Source organism: Streptomyces sp. NPDC041129 (assembly GCF_055592265.1).
On sequence record NZ_JBVIYV010000011.1, the window covers coordinates 185,306 to 201,919 of the forward strand.

Here is a 16,614-nt window from a genome sequence, read left to right on the forward strand (position 1 = left end):
TTCGCCCCCTGCGGCAACGGCCCGCACCAGGCACTCCCCGCACTGTCCGGCACTCCGTCGCCGGGCCACCCCCCATCTTCCTGGAAATGCGAAAGAAGCTGCTCATGGCCTCATCGACGTCCAGTGTCATCACCTTGAAGATCAACGGCGAGAAGTACACACTGCCCGTCGACCACCGCACCACCCTGCTCGACGCCCTGCGCGAGCGCCTCGATCTCACCGGTACCAAGAAGGGCTGCGACCAGGGCCAGTGCGGTGCCTGCACCGTCCTGGTGGACGGGCGCCGGACCGTGGCCTGCCTGCAACTGGCCGTGGCGGCCGAAGGCCGCGAGATCACCACCGTCGAGGGCCTGGCCGACGGCGATCAGCTCCATCCCGTGCAGCAGGCCTTCCTCGACCTGGACGGCTTCCAGTGCGGCTATTGCACACCGGGTCAGATCTGTTCGGCGATCGGAGTGATCGAGGAACACGCGGCGGGCTGGCCCAGCGCCGTCACCGGCGACATCAGTCCCGAAGCGGGACCGCCACCCCTGACCGCCGAGGAGATCCGGGAACGGATGAGCGGCAACCTGTGCCGCTGCGGCGCCTACGTCTCCATCGTCCGGGCGGTGGCCCGCGCGGCCGGGGCCGATGCCGACGCCACCGCTTCCACCAGGACGGCGGCGGGTACGAAGGAGGTTGTGGCATGAGGGAGTTCGGCTATCAGCGGGCGTCCGACGTCGCCGGTGCCGTCGCCGTGCTCGGTGCCGACCCGGACGCGCGCTTCCTCGGCGGCGGCACCAACCTCGTCGACCTGATGAAGACCGGTGTCGAGCGGCCGGCCCGGCTCGTCGACATCCGTGAACTGCCGCTGGACGAGATCGAGCCGACCGAGGACGGCGGCCTGCGGATCGGCGCGACCGTCACCAACGGCGACCTCGCCGCCCACCCCGCCGTCCGGCGCCGCTACCCGGTGCTGGCCCAGGCCGTGCTGGCCGGGGCGTCCGGGCAACTGCGCAACATGGCCACCGTCGGCGGCAACCTGCTGCAGCGCACCCGCTGCGGCTACTTCACCGACGTCACCAAGCCCTGCAACAAGCGCGTCCCCGGCAGCGGTTGCCCCGCCGTCCAGGGCGAGCACCACAACCACGCCATTCTGGGGGCGTCCGACCACTGCGTCGCCGTGCACCCCTCGGACATGGGTGTCGCGCTCACCGCGCTCGACGCCGTCGTTCACTTCGAAACCGCGGACGGGCCGGGCGAGTCGCCGCTCGCCGAGTTCTACCTGCCCGTCGGTGACACCCCGCACCGCGAGACCGCGCTGCCACCGGGCGCCCTGATCACCGGTGTCTCGCTGCCGCCCGCCCCGGTCGCCGCCCACTCCCGCTACCGCAAGGTGCGCGAGCGGGCCTCGTACGCCTTCGCCATCGGCTCGGTCGCCGCCGCGCTCGACATCCACGACGGAGTCGTCCGGGACGCACGCCTGGCCCTGGGCGCGGTCGCCTCCCGCCCCTGGCGGGCCCGTGCGGCCGAACGCGTCCTGACGGGTGCGCCCGCCGGCGCCGAGACCTTCGCCGCCGCCGCGGACGCCGAACTGGCCGCGGCCCGGCCGCTGCCCCACAACGGATACAAGGTGACCCTGATGCGCAACCTCGTGGTGGCCGTCCTGACCGAACTCGCCGAGGAGGCCGCCCGATGACCACCGTCACGACCGGCACTCCCGCGCAGGCGGCCTCCGTCGGCACCGCGCACACCCGCGTCGAGGGCAGGGACAAGGTCACCGGAGCCGCCCGCTACTCGGGAGAGATCCCCTTCGAGGGCCTGGCGCACGGCTGGCTGGTGCTCTCCACGGTCGCCCGCGGCCGCATCAGCGCCCTCGACACCGACGCGGTCCTGGCCATGCCGGGCGTCGTCGCCGTCCTGGACCACCGCAACGCCCCGCGCGTCAACACCGACTACGTCGGCATGCTGGGCACGCCCCCGGACCCCACCTGCGCCGTCTTCCAGCACGACCGGGTGCCGCACCTGGGCTGGCCGGTGGCGCTGGTCGTCGCCGAGACGTCGGAACAGGCCAGGGAGGCCGCCGAGTCGCTCGTCGTGCACTACGAACAAGAGCCCCACGACATCGACTTCGACGGCGAGCACCCGGACGCCTACCCGGTGGACGGCTTCATGCCGGCGGTGACGGAGAAGGGCGACCTCGACGCCGAACTGGCCGCGTCCGCGCATGTCGTGGACGCCGAGTACACCACCCCCGAAGAGCACCACAGCATGATGGAGCCGCACGCGGCGACCGCCCGCTGGGACGGCGGCCGGCTCGAGGTGGTCGACTCCAACCAGGGCGCCACCTGGGTCGTCGGTGAACTCGCCAACCTCTTCTCGCTCGACCCGGCCTCGGTGCGGGTGCGCTCCGAGCACGTCGGCGGCGGCTTCGGCAGCAAGGGCGTCCGCGCCCACCAGGTGGCCGCCGTGATGGCGGCGACCGCCCTGCGGCGTCCTGTGCGCGTGGTGCTGACCAGGCGTCAGATGTTCTCGCTGGCCGGCTACCGCAGCCCCACCACGCAGCACGTCAGGCTGGGCGCCGACGCCACCGGCCGGCTGCGCGCCCTCGAGCACCGCTCGGTGAGCGTCACCTCCACCGTGCACGAGTTCGTCGAACCCAGCGCCGGCGTGGCACGGGTGATGTACGACGCCGACGCCCACCACACCGCCAACCGCGTGGTACGGCGCGACCTGCCGACCCCGACCTGGATGCGCGCCCCGGGCGAGGCACCCGGCTCGTTCGCGCTGGAGGCGGCACTGGACGAACTCGCCGAGAAGTGCGGCATCGACCCGATCGAACTGCGCCTGCGCAACGAGCCGGAGCGGGGACCGGTCTCCGGCCTGCCCTTCGCCGGACGCAACCTGCCCGCCTGCTTCCAGGAGGGCGCCCGCAGGTTCGGCTGGGCGGACCGCGACCCGCGCCCCGGGCGGCGCCGCGACGGCCGCTGGCTGCTCGGTACCGGCACGGCCGCGGCCTCCTTCGGCGCCGGCGCCGCGCCGTCCACCGCCACCGCGACCGCCCACCCGGACGGCACCTTCACCGTCCGCATCGCGGCGGCCGACATCGGCACCGGAGCCCGCACCGCGCTCACCCTCGTGGCCGCGGACGCGCTGGGTGTCGCTCCCGACCGCGTCCGGGTCCGTATCGGCGACAGCGACTTCGGCCCGGCCATGATCGCCGGTGGCTCCATGGGCACCCGCTCCTGGTCCTGGGCGGTCACCACAGCCGGCGCCGAACTGCGTGAACGACTCGCCCTGAGCGGCGACATCCCGGCGGAGGGCATCACCGTACGGTCGGACACGACCGCGGCCATCGGCGCCCTCGCACCCGCCGAACGGCACTCCTACGGCGCCCAGTTCGCGGAGGTCGCCGTGGACGTCGCCACCGGCGAGGTCCGCGTGCGCCGCATGCTCGGCATCTTCGCCGCCGGCCGGATCGTCAACCCGCTCACCGCACGCGGCCAGTTCCTGGGCGGCATGATCTGGGGCATCTCCATGGCCCTGCACGAGGAGGCCGTCCGGGACCGCGCCAGCGGTGGTCATGTCGGCGCCGACCTCGCCGGTTACCACGTGGCCACGCACGCCGACGTCCCGCACATCGAGGCCGACTGGATCGAGGACACCGATCCCGACGACCCGGTCGGGATCAAGGGCATCGGCGAGATCGGCATCGTGGGCGCCGCGGCCGCCATCGCCAACGCGGTCTGGCACGCGACCGGCGTACGCCAACGCAACCTGCCGATCCGGCCCGACCGCGTCCTCACGGCCGCCGGAGGAGCGCCGGATGCTTGATCTGGCCGAGGAGCTGGACCACTGGATCGAGGAGGGCCGGGAGTTCGCCGTCGCCACCGTGGTGGCCGTCGCCGGCAGCGCGCCGCGCGGACCCGGCGCGGCCCTCGCCGTCGACCGCGAGGGCACCGTCATCGGCTCGGTCTCCGGCGGGTGCGTGGAGGGCGCCGTGTACGACCTGTGCCAGGAGGCGCTGGAGACCGGTGAGAGCGTGCTCCAGCGGTTCGGCTACAGCGACGAGGACGCCTTCGCCGTCGGCCTGACCTGCGGTGGCACCATCGACGTGCTGATCACGCCGGTAGGCGCGCCGGAGCCCGCCCGGACGGCTCTGGCGTCGGCCCTGACGGCGGCCGCCCGCGGCGAGCCGGCCGCCCTCGCCCGGGTCGTCCGGGGTCCGGCCGAACTCCTCGGCCACGCCCTGCTGGTACGGCCCGACGGCACGCACGAGGGCGGTCTGGGCGGCCACCGGGAACTGGACCGGACGGCGGTGGCGGAGGCCTCGGCGCTGCTGGAGGCGGGTCGCACCGGCACGGTGGACATCGCCGAGGACGGCTCGCACTGCCCCGGCGGCATCACCCTGCTGGTCGAGGCGAACGTGCCGCCCCCACGCATGATCGTCTTCGGTGCGGTGGACTTCGCGTCCGCCCTGGCCCGGGCGGGCAAGTTCCTCGGCTACCACGTGACCGTCTGCGACGCCCGGCCCGTCTTCGCCACTCCGGCCCGCTTCCCGGACGCCGACGAGGTCGTCGTCGACTGGCCCCACCGCTATCTGCGGCGGACGGAGACCGACGCCCGTACGGTGCTGTGCGTCCTCACCCACGACGCGAAGTTCGACGTACCGCTGCTGAAGGTGGCGCTCGCGCTGCCGGTGGCGTTCGTCGGAGCCCTCGGCTCGCGCCGGACCCACGAGGACCGTGAGCGGCGGCTGCGGGAAGAGGGCGTGAGCGCACCGGAACTGGCCCGGCTCCGGTCCCCGATCGGACTCGACCTCGGCGCCCGCACCCCGGAGGAGACGGCCCTGTCGATCGTGGCGGAGATCGTCGCCGCCCGGCGGGGCGGCACGGGCGTCCCCCTCACCGGCACGGACACCCCGATCCACCGCGACCGTCCGGACCACCAAGGGGCGACGGCGGCCTGAACCGGAACCGGCGCCCGCTCAGGCCGCCGGTTCCGGCTCCGCGGCCGGCGTCCCGTGCGCCCCGGCCGCGAAGGCGAGGATCTCCGGGACCGCCTCGCGCAGGGTGCGGAAGTGGCGGTGCGCACCGGCCACCGGTGCGGGGGAGTTGACGCCCCATACGGTCATGGCGGCGCGCCGTCCGGATTCCACCCCGGACGGCGCGTCCTCGACGACCAGGCAGTCCCGCGGCTCGGTGCCGAGCCGCCGCGCGGCCAGCAGATAGGGGACCGGCGACGGCTTCCCCTCCTCGACCGAGCCGGCGTCCACGAGCACATGTGGAACCGGCAGCCCGGTGCGGGCGAACCGCCCCCGCACCCGGTGCTCGTAGTTGGAGGTCACCAGCCCCCAGCAGCCGGCCGGCAGCGCGGGCAACAACTCGCTCGCACCGTCGAAGGAGGAGTACTCGCCGTTCCGAACGTCGTCGTCCTCCAGTTCGTGCAGCGCCGCCAGGCACTCCCGAGGGTCCTCGCCCGGCGCGACCACGGCGAACGTCTCCATCGGCCGTGTCCGCAGGGCGACTCGGTAGACCTCGGCGGGATCCAGTCCGTATCGTCCGGCCCAAGTGGCCCAGACCTGGCGCTGGTTCGTCACGGCGTCGATCAACGTGCCGTCGACGTCGAAGAGGACGTACTTCCGTACCCCGGTGCTGCTGAGTTCGCTGGTCACAGGGTGAATCATGTCAGCGAGCCGGCGGAAGGGAAGCGCGGTGAGCACTCCTGGCGGCGCGGTGCGGTTACGGCAGATTCACGAAGGGGGACAGGAAGGCCCGGGCTCCAGGGGTGTCGAGTCGGTAGGTGACGTTCGTGGCGTAGCAGGGGGTGTCGCCGGTGATGGTCGTGGAGGTGAGGATTCTCTTCCCGCCGAGCAGCGCGAAGTTGGGGCCGCCGGAGTCGCCGTAGCAGGCCCCGCCGTTGCCCTGGGGTGCCGTCATGCCGAGGCGGACCCATGCCTTGTCGAGGGCGTTGAAGCTCACGGGCGCCTTCATGCGGACCCCGCCGCCCGGATGCGTCTGGCCGCCCGCACCCCGAGCCGCCTCCTGTGTGCCGTACCCGGCGACGACCCAGTCGGCGGAGTTCAGATCCTTCGACGTGAGAGTGCCCAACTGGTTCGCGGCCGGCAGGGTGGCCGGGGTGAACGACCAGCGGGACGCGACCTTCGCGGCGGGCAGTTCGATCACCGCGATGTCGTGCGGGTCGGAGGACGGACCGGGGTAGTCGGGGTGCGTGTGCGCGACGCCTTCGACCGCGACGGCCTCGGCCTGGGCCGCCGGGTCACCCGGGTGCCGTTTCGCGGCGGCGTCGAGCCCGGCCTGGACGTCCTGGTCGAGGGAGACGTAGAACCTGACGCCGGCCGGCCAGTCGCTGGTGCAGTGCGCGGCGGTCAGGAAGGTGTTCGCGTCGATCATGGTGCCGGAGCACACCCAGTCGGTGCGGTCCGGGGTCGCCGGATCGCCGTCGGCGTCCCAGGTGGCCACGAGGGCGCCGACCTCGGTGCGTTCGGGCGCGGGAGTGGCGTTGTACGAGTTGATCGCGGAGGACGGCAGCGCGGCGGCGAGGACGAGGGCGCAGGTGGCCGCGGTGACGGCGGTGACGCGTATGGCGGTCAAGAAGAACCCCTTCACTGGGTATGTGGGACAGGTGTTCTCCTGTGGGGAGGTAGGGAGCATTGAAGTGGCTGGGGCGGCTCGCCACAAGACGGCGCAGCGTGAAGTGCGCGCCGGCGACCGGCCCGCCGCCGCACGTGGCCGGGACCCGGCCGGTCCGCCGGCGTGTGCGCTGCCGGTGCCGGGCCTGGGCGGCCCCGCGTCGGTGTGATCGAATACTCTGGGCGCAGTCGGCCAACGACTGGCCGATGTGGGCGATCCCGGCGATCTGGGGGTCGCTCACCCTGCTCGTGCTGGCCTCCATGGTGGCCTTCGCCATGGCGGCCCTGCGCGGCGACCTGGACGACGACACGCCGGCCGCCCCGTCGTCCGCCGGTCCGGTTCCCCCGCCGCCTCCGCCGTCGGGCGTGCCGGGCGGGACGGCGGGGTCCGGGAGCGGCCACCCCTGACGGGCAGGGGCCGCCGGCGTCAGCCGCTGTGGACGCCGACCTCGTACAGCGAGTAGCCCCACTGGGTCCCGCGCCCGGTGCCCGTGACGCGGACGTAGCGTGCCGGTGTGGCGGTGAAGCGGGCGGTGTCCAGGCCGCCGTCGCCGGTCGTGGTCGACCAGGCGGTCCGCCAGTTCACCCCGTCCGTCGAGAGTTCGATCCGGTACGACCTGCCGTACGCCCGCTCCCAGTCGAGCGTGACTCGTCCGACCAGATGGGTCGAGCCCAGGTCGATCCGCAGCCACTGGCCGTCGCTCCAGTCACTGGCCCACCGGGTGTCCCGCCGGCCGTCCACCGCCCGGCCCGGCGCGTAGCTGGTGAACGGGTTCCACTCGGACGAACTGGCTGTGGCCGGCGCCCCGTCGGCGAGGTCGACCGAGGCCTGGTGCCGCTCGGCCGCTCCCCAGGTGCCGAGGTAGGACTCGGCCCCGCGGAAGAGGTCGTTCACCGTGTCCTGGCCGCCCACCCGCCGGATGTCCTCGATCCAGTCCGGCACCAGGCCGTAGTGCGCGGCCCCGTCGGTGTTCAGGTCCCAGGTGCGTTCTCCCGTGGTCTGCCGGTCGATCAGCGAGCCGCCGTCGACGCTGCGGAAGGGGTAGACGACCTTGTCGGGGGCGTCCGCGCCACGGGGACCCGGCCAGCCGCCGACGCCGTTCATGTCCGTGCCGTAGCCGTAGCCGACGCCGTACTTCTCGCGCAGCGCCTTCGTGCGGTTCGCCTCGGCGACGAACCCTTGGGAGCCGTTCATGTACTGGGCGACGAAACCGCCGAGGCCGTAGACCCGCTCGGTCCAGTTCATGTCCATCCAGCTGTGCGAGGAGATCACACCGGGGTACGAGTCGGCCTCCAGGATGTCGAGCGCGCGGCCTGCGGCCTTGACGCTCATGTGGTCGATCTCCAGCATCATCTTGCGCTTCATCATGCCGCGCACGGCGTACTCACCGAGGTCGGTGAGACCGCGGACATTGCACTGGGCGTCCGTGCCGTACGAGGGGACGCTCACCCCGGCGGGCAGCTTCGCCTCGGCCCCGGGCGCCGCCGCCGAGCCGATGGGGTTGTCGTGCTGCGGGCCCGCGCACTTCTCGGTCCTCCAGAACGTGCCGGTCGACAGGAACTGCCCCACGTTGATGGCCGTTCCGAGCCCGCCGGAGTCGAAGCGCACCCCGCACAGCGCGTTGTCGAACTTGTGGCAGAGGAACATGCTGCGCACCCCGAGCGCGTACAGCTCGTCCAGGCCCGCGTCGATGTCGTGCCGGTCGCACTGCGGGACGTCCAGGATCTGCTTGCAGCCGAACGGCTCGGAGGTCTCCACGCCCAGCACGACCGCGAGTTTGCCCTGCTCGATGACCTCACGGGCCTGCGCGCTGTCGGTGACGATCCGGAACCAGCCCTTGCCGGGGCCGCCGTACATCCCGTCGATGTAGGACTGGAGGTCGTACGTCAGCTTCGCCTGCAGGCGGATGGACGTCATCTCGTCACAGCTTCGGTCCTTGAAGAAGTAGACCGAGCAGATCACGCCGTTGGTGACCAGGTCGTTCACGAGCACGCGCTGACCGCCGCGCCAGGCGCGCTCCACCCACGCGTAGTAGTTCTGCTGGTGGGTCAGCGAGTCATGGGCGGGCCAGTCCCTGAACGTCGGCCAGCCGACCGGGTCGTGCCTGCCGTCGCCGCCCCTCGTGATGAAGTCGAAGACGGCGAGCGAGCCGTCGGGGTAGTGCTCGGGGCAGTCCTTGAGCGCGTCGGCGATCCCGGCCTCGGAGAACACCTTGCCGCAGATGAGCCGGCCGCCGAAGGCCTCGTTGGCGAACAGGTGGTCGTGGGCGTCGGCGAAACCCCGGACCCGGCCCCGGGCGTCGGTGCCCTTGAACGGCTCGCCGGTGACATTGATCCGCGAGTCCGGAGCGGGCCGTGCCACGGGTGTCCACCAGTCGTTCCCGGCCGCCGCCGAACTCGGCGTGGGGCTCAGGACGACGGCCAGCACCAGGAGCAGCACCGAAAGGACGCCCGCGTCCCTGCGGTGGCGGTACGGGCTTCTGCGTACGGTCACGGCCCACGTCCCTCGGTCGGCGGGATGGCGCGGTATCGGATGCAGCTATTGTCATGTACGACACAATCTGCCCCGAGGATCGCCACTGCCGCGCGGAACGTCAAGACGAGGGGCGCAACCCCGCGAGCGCGGACCGCGCCGATCCAGCCGGTGCGTGAGCGCCGGCCGAGGCGAATAATCGACGGCATGGGGCGTCGACTCACCGACGTGAGCGCTCCTGCCCGGCTGGCCGCGACGGGCGAGGGCCTGGGGCAGGACGAACTGGCGCTGGCCGCCCGCAACCACGGCCTGCCGCTGGAGGCGCTGCGCTACGACCTGACCCCGCCGGGACTGCATTACGTCCTTACCCACTACGACATCCCGCACGTGCCGGACGACACCGCCTGGCGGCTGACGCTGGGCGGACGCGTGCGGCGCGCCCTCACCCTCTCGCCCGCGGAGCTGCGCGCCTTCCCCGCGGTCACCACACGCGTGACCCTGGAGTGCGCCGGAAACGGCAGAGCTCTGCTGTCGCCGAGGCCGGTGAGCCAGCCCTGGCTGCTGGAAGCGGTGGGCACGGCGGAGTGGACAGGGGTCCCGCTGCGCCTCCTCCTTGCCGAGGCCGGTGCCGCCTCCGACGCGGTCGACGTCGTCTTCACCGGCGCCGACCACGGGGTGGAGCGCGGTGTCGAACAGGACTACGAGCGCGCCCTCCCGCTCGACGTCGCCACCGGCGCGGAGCCCGGGGTGCTGGTGGCCTACGCCATGAACGGCGCGCCCCTGCCGCCCCAGCACGGCAGGCCGCTGCGCCTGGTGGTGCCCGGCTGGTACGGAATGGCCCAGGTCAAGTGGCTGCGCGCGGTCACCGTCGTCGACGAGCCCTTCACCGGCTTCCAGCAGTCCGTCGCGTACCGGATCAGACAGGACAGCGAGGAGGAGGGGCGGCCCGTCACGCGGATCGCCCCCCGGGCGCTGCTGATACCGCCCGGCTTCCCCGACTTCATGTCCCGCACCCGGGTCGTCGCGCCGGGCCCGGTCCGCATCGAGGGGCGGGCCTGGTCGGGACGCGCCCCGGTGACGTCGGTCGAGGTCAGCACGGACGGCGGTGCGAGCGTCCACCCGGCCGAACTCGAACCCGACCACGGACACCGGTGGGCGTGGCGCCGGTGGAGCCACGAATGGTTCGCCGAACCCGGCGACCATGTGCTGAGTGTCCGCGCCCACGACGGTGCCGGGAACAGTCAGCCGCTGGAACAGTCCTGGAACCGGGGCGGCTTCGCCAACAACCTCGTCCAGCGGGTACCGGTGTTCTGCCCGGACCCCGGCGACACCGCATGACTGCCCCCGCATCCCGCGCCCGTACCGCGGCGCCGGCCGCGCGGCACCCTCGCGCGGGCCACCGTTCCACACCCTGCTGCGGGCTACCCCGGCCCGGCTCGACGGCGCACCCCAGGGCCCGTCAGTGCCGGTGGATCAGGTGGTGCGGCGGCGGCTCGGGACGGCGCTCGCCGCTCGGCATGACCGGATGCCGGCCGAGCACGAAGACCCCGGTGAGCGCCGCCACCACACCGGCCGCCTGCCAGGCCAGCGCGCCCGGCGTCGTACGCAGCTCGTCGTTGAGGAAACCGATGCCACAGGCGATGCCGCTCAGCGGCTCGGCGGCGCTCAGCGCGGGCAGGGACAGCCGCAGCGGCCCTGCCTCGAAGGCGCTCTGCACCAGCAGCAGCCCCATCACCGCCAGCGCCACCACTCCCCAGGGCTGCCAGGAGGCCAGCAGACCGGTCAGCCCCTCGGCGCCGAAGATGCCGCCGCAGACCCGGGTGAGCGCGTCCTGCAGGCCGTACAGCGTTCCCGCCGCCGCGGCCAGAAGGGGCGGCCGGTGCAGCAGCCGCAGTCGCTGGGAGATGACGACAAGGATCCCGGCCACCCCCAGCACGCAGCCGATCACGATCCAGTGCCGCAGCGCGCCGACCTCGCCCTGACCGCTGTGCGGGCGCCCCGCCACCACGAAGGCCGCGACCCCACCGCTGAGGGCGAGCGCCCCCAGCCACCCCGACCAGCCCAGCGGCTGGTCGCCCATCCACCGCGCCAGGGCCATCGCGAAGAGCAGGTTCATGGTGAGCAACGGCTCCACCTGGGCCAGGCTGCCCTGCGTCAGCGCGAGCGCGCCGAGGACCTGACCGAGCACCATGCAGCCGATGCCCGCCAGCCACAGCGGCACCCGCATCAGGTCCAGCAGCAGCCGGAAGGACAACATCAGGGACAGCGGTTCGCGTTCGGCCGCGTGCTGCTGGAGCACGAAACCGAAGCCCAGCAGACACGCGGCGGGAAGGCCGAAGAGGTACACCACGGCGGGCCATCCTCCCGCCCGGACCGGGCGAAGGCTCCGGACGGCGGGACCCCGGCCGGGACCGTCCCGGAAAGAACACCCGCATGGCGCATCGCCGTACCCCCCGCGTGCGGCCGCCGACGCACCGCGGCGCCGAACGGCCCATGGGCGGTCACCTCATCGGTTCGGCGCGGACGGAATCGACCGCGCGGTGCCCGAGCGGCTCCCGTGCCCGCGAGCCGGCCCCGCCGCACGTTTGAAAGCCGTGAGCTCCGGCTATCCCTCGATGGTCGCCGGCACCGACGGGCGTACGGCGCACGGACGCACGGGGGCGGGCGGGGCGGAGAGAGTGCGGTCGTGAGCGGCCGGCGGACCCCCAGGCCGCACCGGGGCCACCACTGGAGGAGGTTCAGCTTGGGACGCGCCACGGCGGATCCGTATCCCGCCCCGTCCACCCTCCTGCCGGGCACCGTGCCGACGACGGGCGTGGCACTCGTGACGGGCGCGTCCTCCGGGATCGGCGCGGCGGTCGCGCGGGCCCTGGCGGGGGAGCGGTGGACGCTGCTGCTCTCCGGACGTGACCCGGCCCGGCTGGACGCGGTGGCGCGCGAGACGTCGGGCGTCGCGATCCCCTGCGACCTGGCCGGCGTCGACGGCGCCCGGCAACTGGCCGAGCGGGCCCTGCGCCGGGCGCCGGGCGTCGATCTCCTCGTCGCCGCGGCCGGAGTGGGCTGGGCCGGACCGTTCACCTCGATGCCCGACAGCGAGGTGGACCGGGTGCTCACCGTCGACCTGGCCTCGGTGGTGCACCTGGTCCGCCAGGTGCTGCCGCACATGGTGGCGCGCGGCCGGGGCCGGCTGGTGCTCATCGGCTCCGTCGCGGGATGCGTCGGGGTGCGCGAGGAAGCGGTGTACTCCGCGGCGAAGGCGGGCCTCGGCACCTTCGCCGACGCGCTGCGCTACGAGCTGAACGGCACCGGCGTCGGGGTGACCCATGTCGTGCCGGGCGTGGTGAACACCCCCTTCTTCGCCCGGAGAGGGGTGCCCTACTCCCGCCGCCGCCCGCGTCCGGTCCCGCCCGAGCGGGTGGCCGCCGCGGTGGTCGAGGCGGTGCGCGGCGGACGCCACGAGGTGTTCGTGCCCGGCTGGCTCCGCCTCCCGGTCGCGCTGCGCGGCCTGGCGCCCACGCCGTACCGGCGCCTGGCGGCCCGGTTCGGCTGACGAGCTGACGCCAACCCGTCCGAGCCCGGTGACCGGGGGTCACGGACGGACGTGAAGGGAGTTGCGTATGCGGGGCCGTGCCGACCGTGGCCGGCTGCTCACCGCGGCCGTCGCCGCCGTGCCCGTGCTGGCCGCCGCCGCCCACATCCTCCCGGCCGCCACCTGGCTGCCCGGACCGCGCCGGGCCTGGCTGCCCGCCCTCGCCGGCGTCGGCCGCACCGACCACGTGGCGCTGACCTTCGACGACGGCCCCGATCCCCGTTCCACCCCCGCCTTCCTCGCCGCGCTGGACGAGCTGGCGGTCCGCGCCACGTTCTTCGTGCTGGGCGAGCAGGTGCTGGCCCAGCGGCGGCTGAGCCACGAGATCGTCCGGCGTGGCCATGAACTCGCGGTGCACGGCTGGACGCACGACCGCCCCTGGCGGCCCGCGCCGCTCAGGGAGACCCGTCGGCTGGCCCGGGCCGCGGACGCCGTGGCGGAGGTGTCCGGCGCGAGCCCGGTCTGGTACCGGCCCCCGTACGGCATCCTGACCGGCGACCGCCTGCTGGCCGCGCGCCGCACCGGACTGCGCCCGGTCCTGTGGACCGCCTGGGGCCGAGACTGGGCGGCCGGCGCCACGGCCGCCTCCGTGACGGCGACGGTCCTGCCGGACCTGCGGGGCGGCGGCACGGTGCTGCTGCACGACACCGACCGTCACGCGGCACCGGACTGCTGGCGGGCGGCGCTGGCCGCGCTGCCCCGGCTGGTGGGCGCCTGCCGCGAGGCGGGCCTGACCGTCGGACCGCTGGGCGAACACGGCGTCGCGCCCCCGGCGGGCGCGGCCCGCGCGGGATGACCCGGTCGCCCGGACTTCAGGAGCAGAGACGTTCCAGCGGGCTCACGACGTCACCTCGGACGAGGCCGCGTGCGGCCGAGGCGCGGGGGCCGGGTCCCGGATCGCCGGAGGTGAGACGGTCCAGGCACTGCACGAGCCGCCAGGGGTCGGCGGCGTGCTCGGTCAGGCCGAGCGCCGCCATGCGGTGCACGCCCTCGGCGCCGTGACCGGGGATCGGACGGTATCCGACCACCGGCACGCCGACGGCCAGCGCTTCCAGCGAAGTCTGCCCCGCCGCGTTGTCGACCACCGCCGCGCACGCCGAGAGCAGGCCCGGCATGTCGTCCACCCAGGACAGCGCGAGGGCTCCGGGCACCTTCGACAGCAGGCGGCGCAGGCGCGCGTTGCGCCCGCACAGGACGACCGGCAGATAGCCGGCGCCGGCCAGCAGCCGGGCCGTCGCGCCGAGCCGGCTCCCCGCCCCCCACGCGCCCGCGGACAGCAGCACGGGCGGGCGGCCGTCGCCCTCCGTGAGCCGTCGGCGCCAGGACGCCTCACCGGCCGGGTGCGGGCGGAAGCGGTCGGCCAGCAGCGGACCGCAGGCGGTGGCGGGGCGCCCCAGACGGTGCCGCACCTCCCGGGCGATCTCCGGGGTGAGGCACAGATGCAGGTCGTTGCCCCGGTGCAGCCACTGCCGGTGGACGGCGAAGTCGGTGATGACCACCGCGCTCGGCACCGCCAGCCGCCCCCGCGCCCGCATCCCGCCGGTGAGCTGGGCGGCGAGGTGGAAGACCGCCACGACCGCGTCGGCACGCTCGCTCACCACCTCCGCCCGCAGCCGGTCGCCGGCGAGCGCGGCGAGCGGCGCGCTGCCCGGCCGCGGTCCCGCGCCGCCCCTGAAGAAGGCGGCGTAGATGCCCCCGTAGAGCGCGGGAACATGCCGGATCGTCGCGCGGTAGAAGCCGCGGAGCCCGGCCCCGGCACGGGCGGGCAGCAGCTCCAGCACGTCCCGGTGCACGGCCTCGTGCCCGCCGGCGCGCAGCCGCCGGGCCAGCTCACGGGCCACCGCGTCGTGGCCCGCCCCCATGCTCGCGCTGACGACCAGCAGCCGGCTCACGGCAGACGCCGCACCGGCGCGGCGGCGGACGTCCGCCCGGCCGGGCGGACCCGCGGACCGGGGCGGGCCGGAGGGCACGGGCACGGCCGGGGGCACATGTGCGGCATGGTCACCTCGCGGGAACAGTGAACGACAGGTACGACGGGCATCCGTGACACCGGCCGCCGAGGGGCGCCGACCGGTCTCCACCCTTCGCGCACGGGCGGTGTGAACAGGTTTATCACTGTGCACGGCGGATACGTCTTTGTTCGCTTTGGCTATCTTTGTCCGCCCACCGAGCGTGCGGTGGCCGCCCGCCGGGTGCTCCCGCGAACGACAGGCAGTCGCATGAACGTGCTCACCGTCATCACGGCGCTGCTGTCCGCGCTGTCCAACGGGGCGGCGTCGGTCCTGCAGCGGCGGGCCGCGGTCGAGCCCGACGAGGTCTCCGGCCACGGCGCCCGGGCGGCGGCGGCCCGCCTGGCGGGCCTGCTGCGCCACCCCTACTGGTGGGGAGGAGCACTGGCCATGGTGGCGTCCGCGGTCTTCCAGGTGGTCGCCCTCGACTCCGGGCAGCTCTCACTGGTGCAGCCCCTGCTGGCCAGCGAACTGCTGTTCACCCTGCTCATCGGCGCGGTCGTGTTCCGCCGCCGCCCCTCGGCGGGCACCTGGCGCTCCTTCGTGATGCTGGCCGGCGGACTGGCGCTCTTCCTGCTCAGCGCCGCCCCGGCACCCGGCGGCGACCGGACCTCCGACTGGCACTGGCTCGCCGTCGGAGGCGGGTTGACGTGCTGTGTCGCGGTGCTCCTGGCGGCAGCCCGGCGTATGCGCGGCCCCCTGCAGGCCGCCACCCTCGGCACCGCGACCGCCGCCTGCTTCGCGGTCACGGCAGCGCTGATCAAGGAGGTGACCGGCCGGTTCCCGGAGGGGGTCACCGCGGTCCTGACCACCTGGCACACCTACGCCGCCGCCCTCACCGGCCTGCTGAGCGTCCTGCTCCTGCAGTGGGCGCTGCGGGCGGGCACGCTGGCCGCCTCCCAGCCGGCCCTGACCCTGGGCGACGCCCTGATCAGCGTCATCCTCGGCGGACTGCTCTTCGGGGAGAGCATCGCCCTGGGCTGGCGGATGCTGCCCGAGATCGCCGGTGTCCTCCTCATGGCGCTGGGCATCATCGGCCTGACCCGGTCGCCCGTGATGTCCGCCGGACGGAGCTGGGACGCGGCGGAGCCCGAGCCCACGCGGGCCCAGCGGGACGCCTGACCCGCGAACCCGCACCCGCCCGCGTGCGGGCGGCGACCCGCCGGACCGAAGGGAGCGGACGCCGCGCAGGCCCGGTGATCCCTGTCCCGGGCCCCGCCGATCCGTGTCCAGGGCACGACGCCGAGGCGTGTCACGGGCGGCGATGGCGGGTCGGTCCGCCCCGAGGCGCCATCGCCGTACGGCCGATTGTCAGTGCCGTCTGATTAATTCCGGTGCAGCGAGATCGACTTGGCCCGAAGTGGGTAATCGGTCGTCAGTTCCTGCGGTAGGAGGCCGTTCTTGATGCAGATGATGCTCCCGCGTCACCAGAGGTCCCAGGGTGCCCGGCTCGGTCGCGGCGCCGCCGATCTCCTGCGCATCATCGCCGACCCGGGCACCACGGTCTTCCTGACGGTGCACGAGGGGGGACGCCGCAGGTACGCCTACTGGCAGCCGTTCGACCCGTCCACGGGCAGGGGCGGAGGGTACGTGGCCCTGCCCGTGGCCGAGTGCGACGCGCTGCACGCCGCCGGCCGCATCGTCCTCGGCGACCCGCTCGTCGACCCCGGCAAGGTCACCTACCGCGTCAGATCCGCCCCCGCGCGATCCGCGCGCGGGAGCGCCGTACGGCAGGTGGCACGGGCGGCCTGAGTGCCGGGCGACCGCGCGTCGGGACCACCGGGCCGCCGTCGCGCCGATCGCGTCCGCTCGGCGGTGCGACGCGAGCGACTCGGCGATGTGACACGTGCGATGGGCGTGGTTCCCGAGGCACGCACCAGGTGATAGACACAGCGGCGTCACAGTTCCTGTC

General features: G+C 74.0%; 15 protein-coding genes. 10 read left to right on the forward strand and 5 right to left on the reverse strand.

What is annotated here, in order from left to right:
- Positions 1–104: 104 nt before the first annotated feature.
- Genes ACZ6B1_RS29700 through ACZ6B1_RS29715 form a run of 4 tightly spaced genes read left to right on the forward strand, consistent with a single transcriptional unit; the run spans position 105 to position 4,948 of the window.
- Positions 105–689 carry a (2Fe-2S)-binding protein gene (locus ACZ6B1_RS29700; RefSeq protein ID WP_468783345.1) on the forward strand — a complete coding sequence of 195 codons (585 nt, stop codon included), beginning with the start codon at positions 105–107 and terminating at the stop codon, positions 687–689.
- Positions 686–1,678 (forward strand): FAD binding domain-containing protein, encoded by a 993-nt coding sequence (locus ACZ6B1_RS29705; protein WP_468783347.1) that lies wholly within the window; start codon positions 686–688, stop codon positions 1,676–1,678. The genes ACZ6B1_RS29700 and ACZ6B1_RS29705 overlap by 4 nt, the downstream gene beginning before the upstream one ends.
- Positions 1,675–3,813, forward strand: a complete 2,139-nt coding sequence (locus tag ACZ6B1_RS29710) for a xanthine dehydrogenase family protein molybdopterin-binding subunit (protein WP_468783349.1) — start codon at positions 1,675–1,677, stop codon at positions 3,811–3,813. Before ACZ6B1_RS29705 ends, ACZ6B1_RS29710 begins: the two co-directional genes overlap by 4 nt.
- Positions 3,806–4,948 carry an XdhC family protein gene (locus ACZ6B1_RS29715; protein ID WP_468783351.1) on the forward strand — a complete coding sequence of 381 codons (1,143 nt, stop codon included), beginning with the start codon at positions 3,806–3,808 and terminating at the stop codon, positions 4,946–4,948. The genes ACZ6B1_RS29710 and ACZ6B1_RS29715 overlap by 8 nt, the downstream gene beginning before the upstream one ends.
- Positions 4,949–4,966: 18 nt before the next feature.
- Here the strand turns inward: ACZ6B1_RS29715 and ACZ6B1_RS29720 are convergent, their stop codons facing one another.
- Positions 4,967–5,653, reverse strand: coding sequence for an HAD family hydrolase (locus ACZ6B1_RS29720; RefSeq protein WP_468783353.1), 687 nt, complete (start codon positions 5,651–5,653; stop codon positions 4,967–4,969).
- A gap of 67 nt (positions 5,654–5,720) precedes the next feature.
- Positions 5,721–6,593 (reverse strand): trypsin-like serine protease, encoded by an 873-nt coding sequence (locus ACZ6B1_RS29725; RefSeq protein ID WP_468783355.1) that lies wholly within the window; start codon positions 6,591–6,593, stop codon positions 5,721–5,723.
- A gap of 245 nt (positions 6,594–6,838) precedes the next feature.
- Between ACZ6B1_RS29725 and ACZ6B1_RS29730 the strand changes: the two genes are divergently transcribed.
- Positions 6,839–7,039 (forward strand): hypothetical protein, encoded by a 201-nt coding sequence (locus ACZ6B1_RS29730; RefSeq protein ID WP_468783357.1) that lies wholly within the window; start codon positions 6,839–6,841, stop codon positions 7,037–7,039.
- Positions 7,040–7,058: 19 nt separating this feature from the next.
- Here ACZ6B1_RS29730 and ACZ6B1_RS29735 read toward each other — a convergent pair whose 3' ends face one another.
- Positions 7,059–9,125, reverse strand: a complete 2,067-nt coding sequence (locus tag ACZ6B1_RS29735; protein ID WP_468783359.1) for a galactose-binding domain-containing protein — start codon at positions 9,123–9,125, stop codon at positions 7,059–7,061.
- 186 nt (positions 9,126–9,311) lie between these two features.
- Here ACZ6B1_RS29735 and ACZ6B1_RS29740 point away from each other — a divergent pair, with 186 nt between their 5' ends.
- The gene (locus ACZ6B1_RS29740) at positions 9,312–10,442 is read left to right on the forward strand and encodes a sulfite oxidase (RefSeq protein WP_468783361.1); all 1,131 of its coding nucleotides are present in this window, start codon (positions 9,312–9,314) and stop codon (positions 10,440–10,442) included.
- A 121-nt stretch (positions 10,443–10,563) separates the two neighbouring features.
- Here the strand turns inward: ACZ6B1_RS29740 and ACZ6B1_RS29745 are convergent, their stop codons facing one another.
- Positions 10,564–11,454 (reverse strand): DMT family transporter, encoded by an 891-nt coding sequence (locus tag ACZ6B1_RS29745; protein ID WP_468783363.1) that lies wholly within the window; start codon positions 11,452–11,454, stop codon positions 10,564–10,566.
- 393 nt (positions 11,455–11,847) lie between these two features.
- On the opposite strand from ACZ6B1_RS29745, the gene ACZ6B1_RS29750 reads away from it, so the two are divergent.
- Positions 11,848–12,654 carry an SDR family NAD(P)-dependent oxidoreductase gene (locus ACZ6B1_RS29750; RefSeq protein WP_468783365.1) on the forward strand — a complete coding sequence of 269 codons (807 nt, stop codon included), beginning with the start codon at positions 11,848–11,850 and terminating at the stop codon, positions 12,652–12,654.
- 67 nt (positions 12,655–12,721) lie between these two features.
- Positions 12,722–13,489, forward strand: a complete 768-nt coding sequence (locus tag ACZ6B1_RS29755; protein WP_468783367.1) for a polysaccharide deacetylase family protein — start codon at positions 12,722–12,724, stop codon at positions 13,487–13,489.
- A 16-nt stretch (positions 13,490–13,505) separates the two neighbouring features.
- On the opposite strand, the gene ACZ6B1_RS29760 is transcribed toward ACZ6B1_RS29755, so the two are convergent.
- Positions 13,506–14,585, reverse strand: coding sequence for an MGDG synthase family glycosyltransferase (locus ACZ6B1_RS29760; RefSeq protein WP_468783369.1), 1,080 nt, complete (start codon positions 14,583–14,585; stop codon positions 13,506–13,508).
- A 327-nt stretch (positions 14,586–14,912) separates the two neighbouring features.
- On the opposite strand from ACZ6B1_RS29760, the gene ACZ6B1_RS29765 reads away from it, so the two are divergent.
- Positions 14,913–15,824, forward strand: coding sequence for a DMT family transporter (locus ACZ6B1_RS29765; protein WP_468783371.1), 912 nt, complete (start codon positions 14,913–14,915; stop codon positions 15,822–15,824).
- 282 nt (positions 15,825–16,106) lie between these two features.
- Positions 16,107–16,454 carry a hypothetical protein gene (locus tag ACZ6B1_RS29770; RefSeq protein ID WP_468783373.1) on the forward strand — a complete coding sequence of 116 codons (348 nt, stop codon included), beginning with the start codon at positions 16,107–16,109 and terminating at the stop codon, positions 16,452–16,454.
- Positions 16,455–16,614 lie beyond the last annotated feature (160 nt).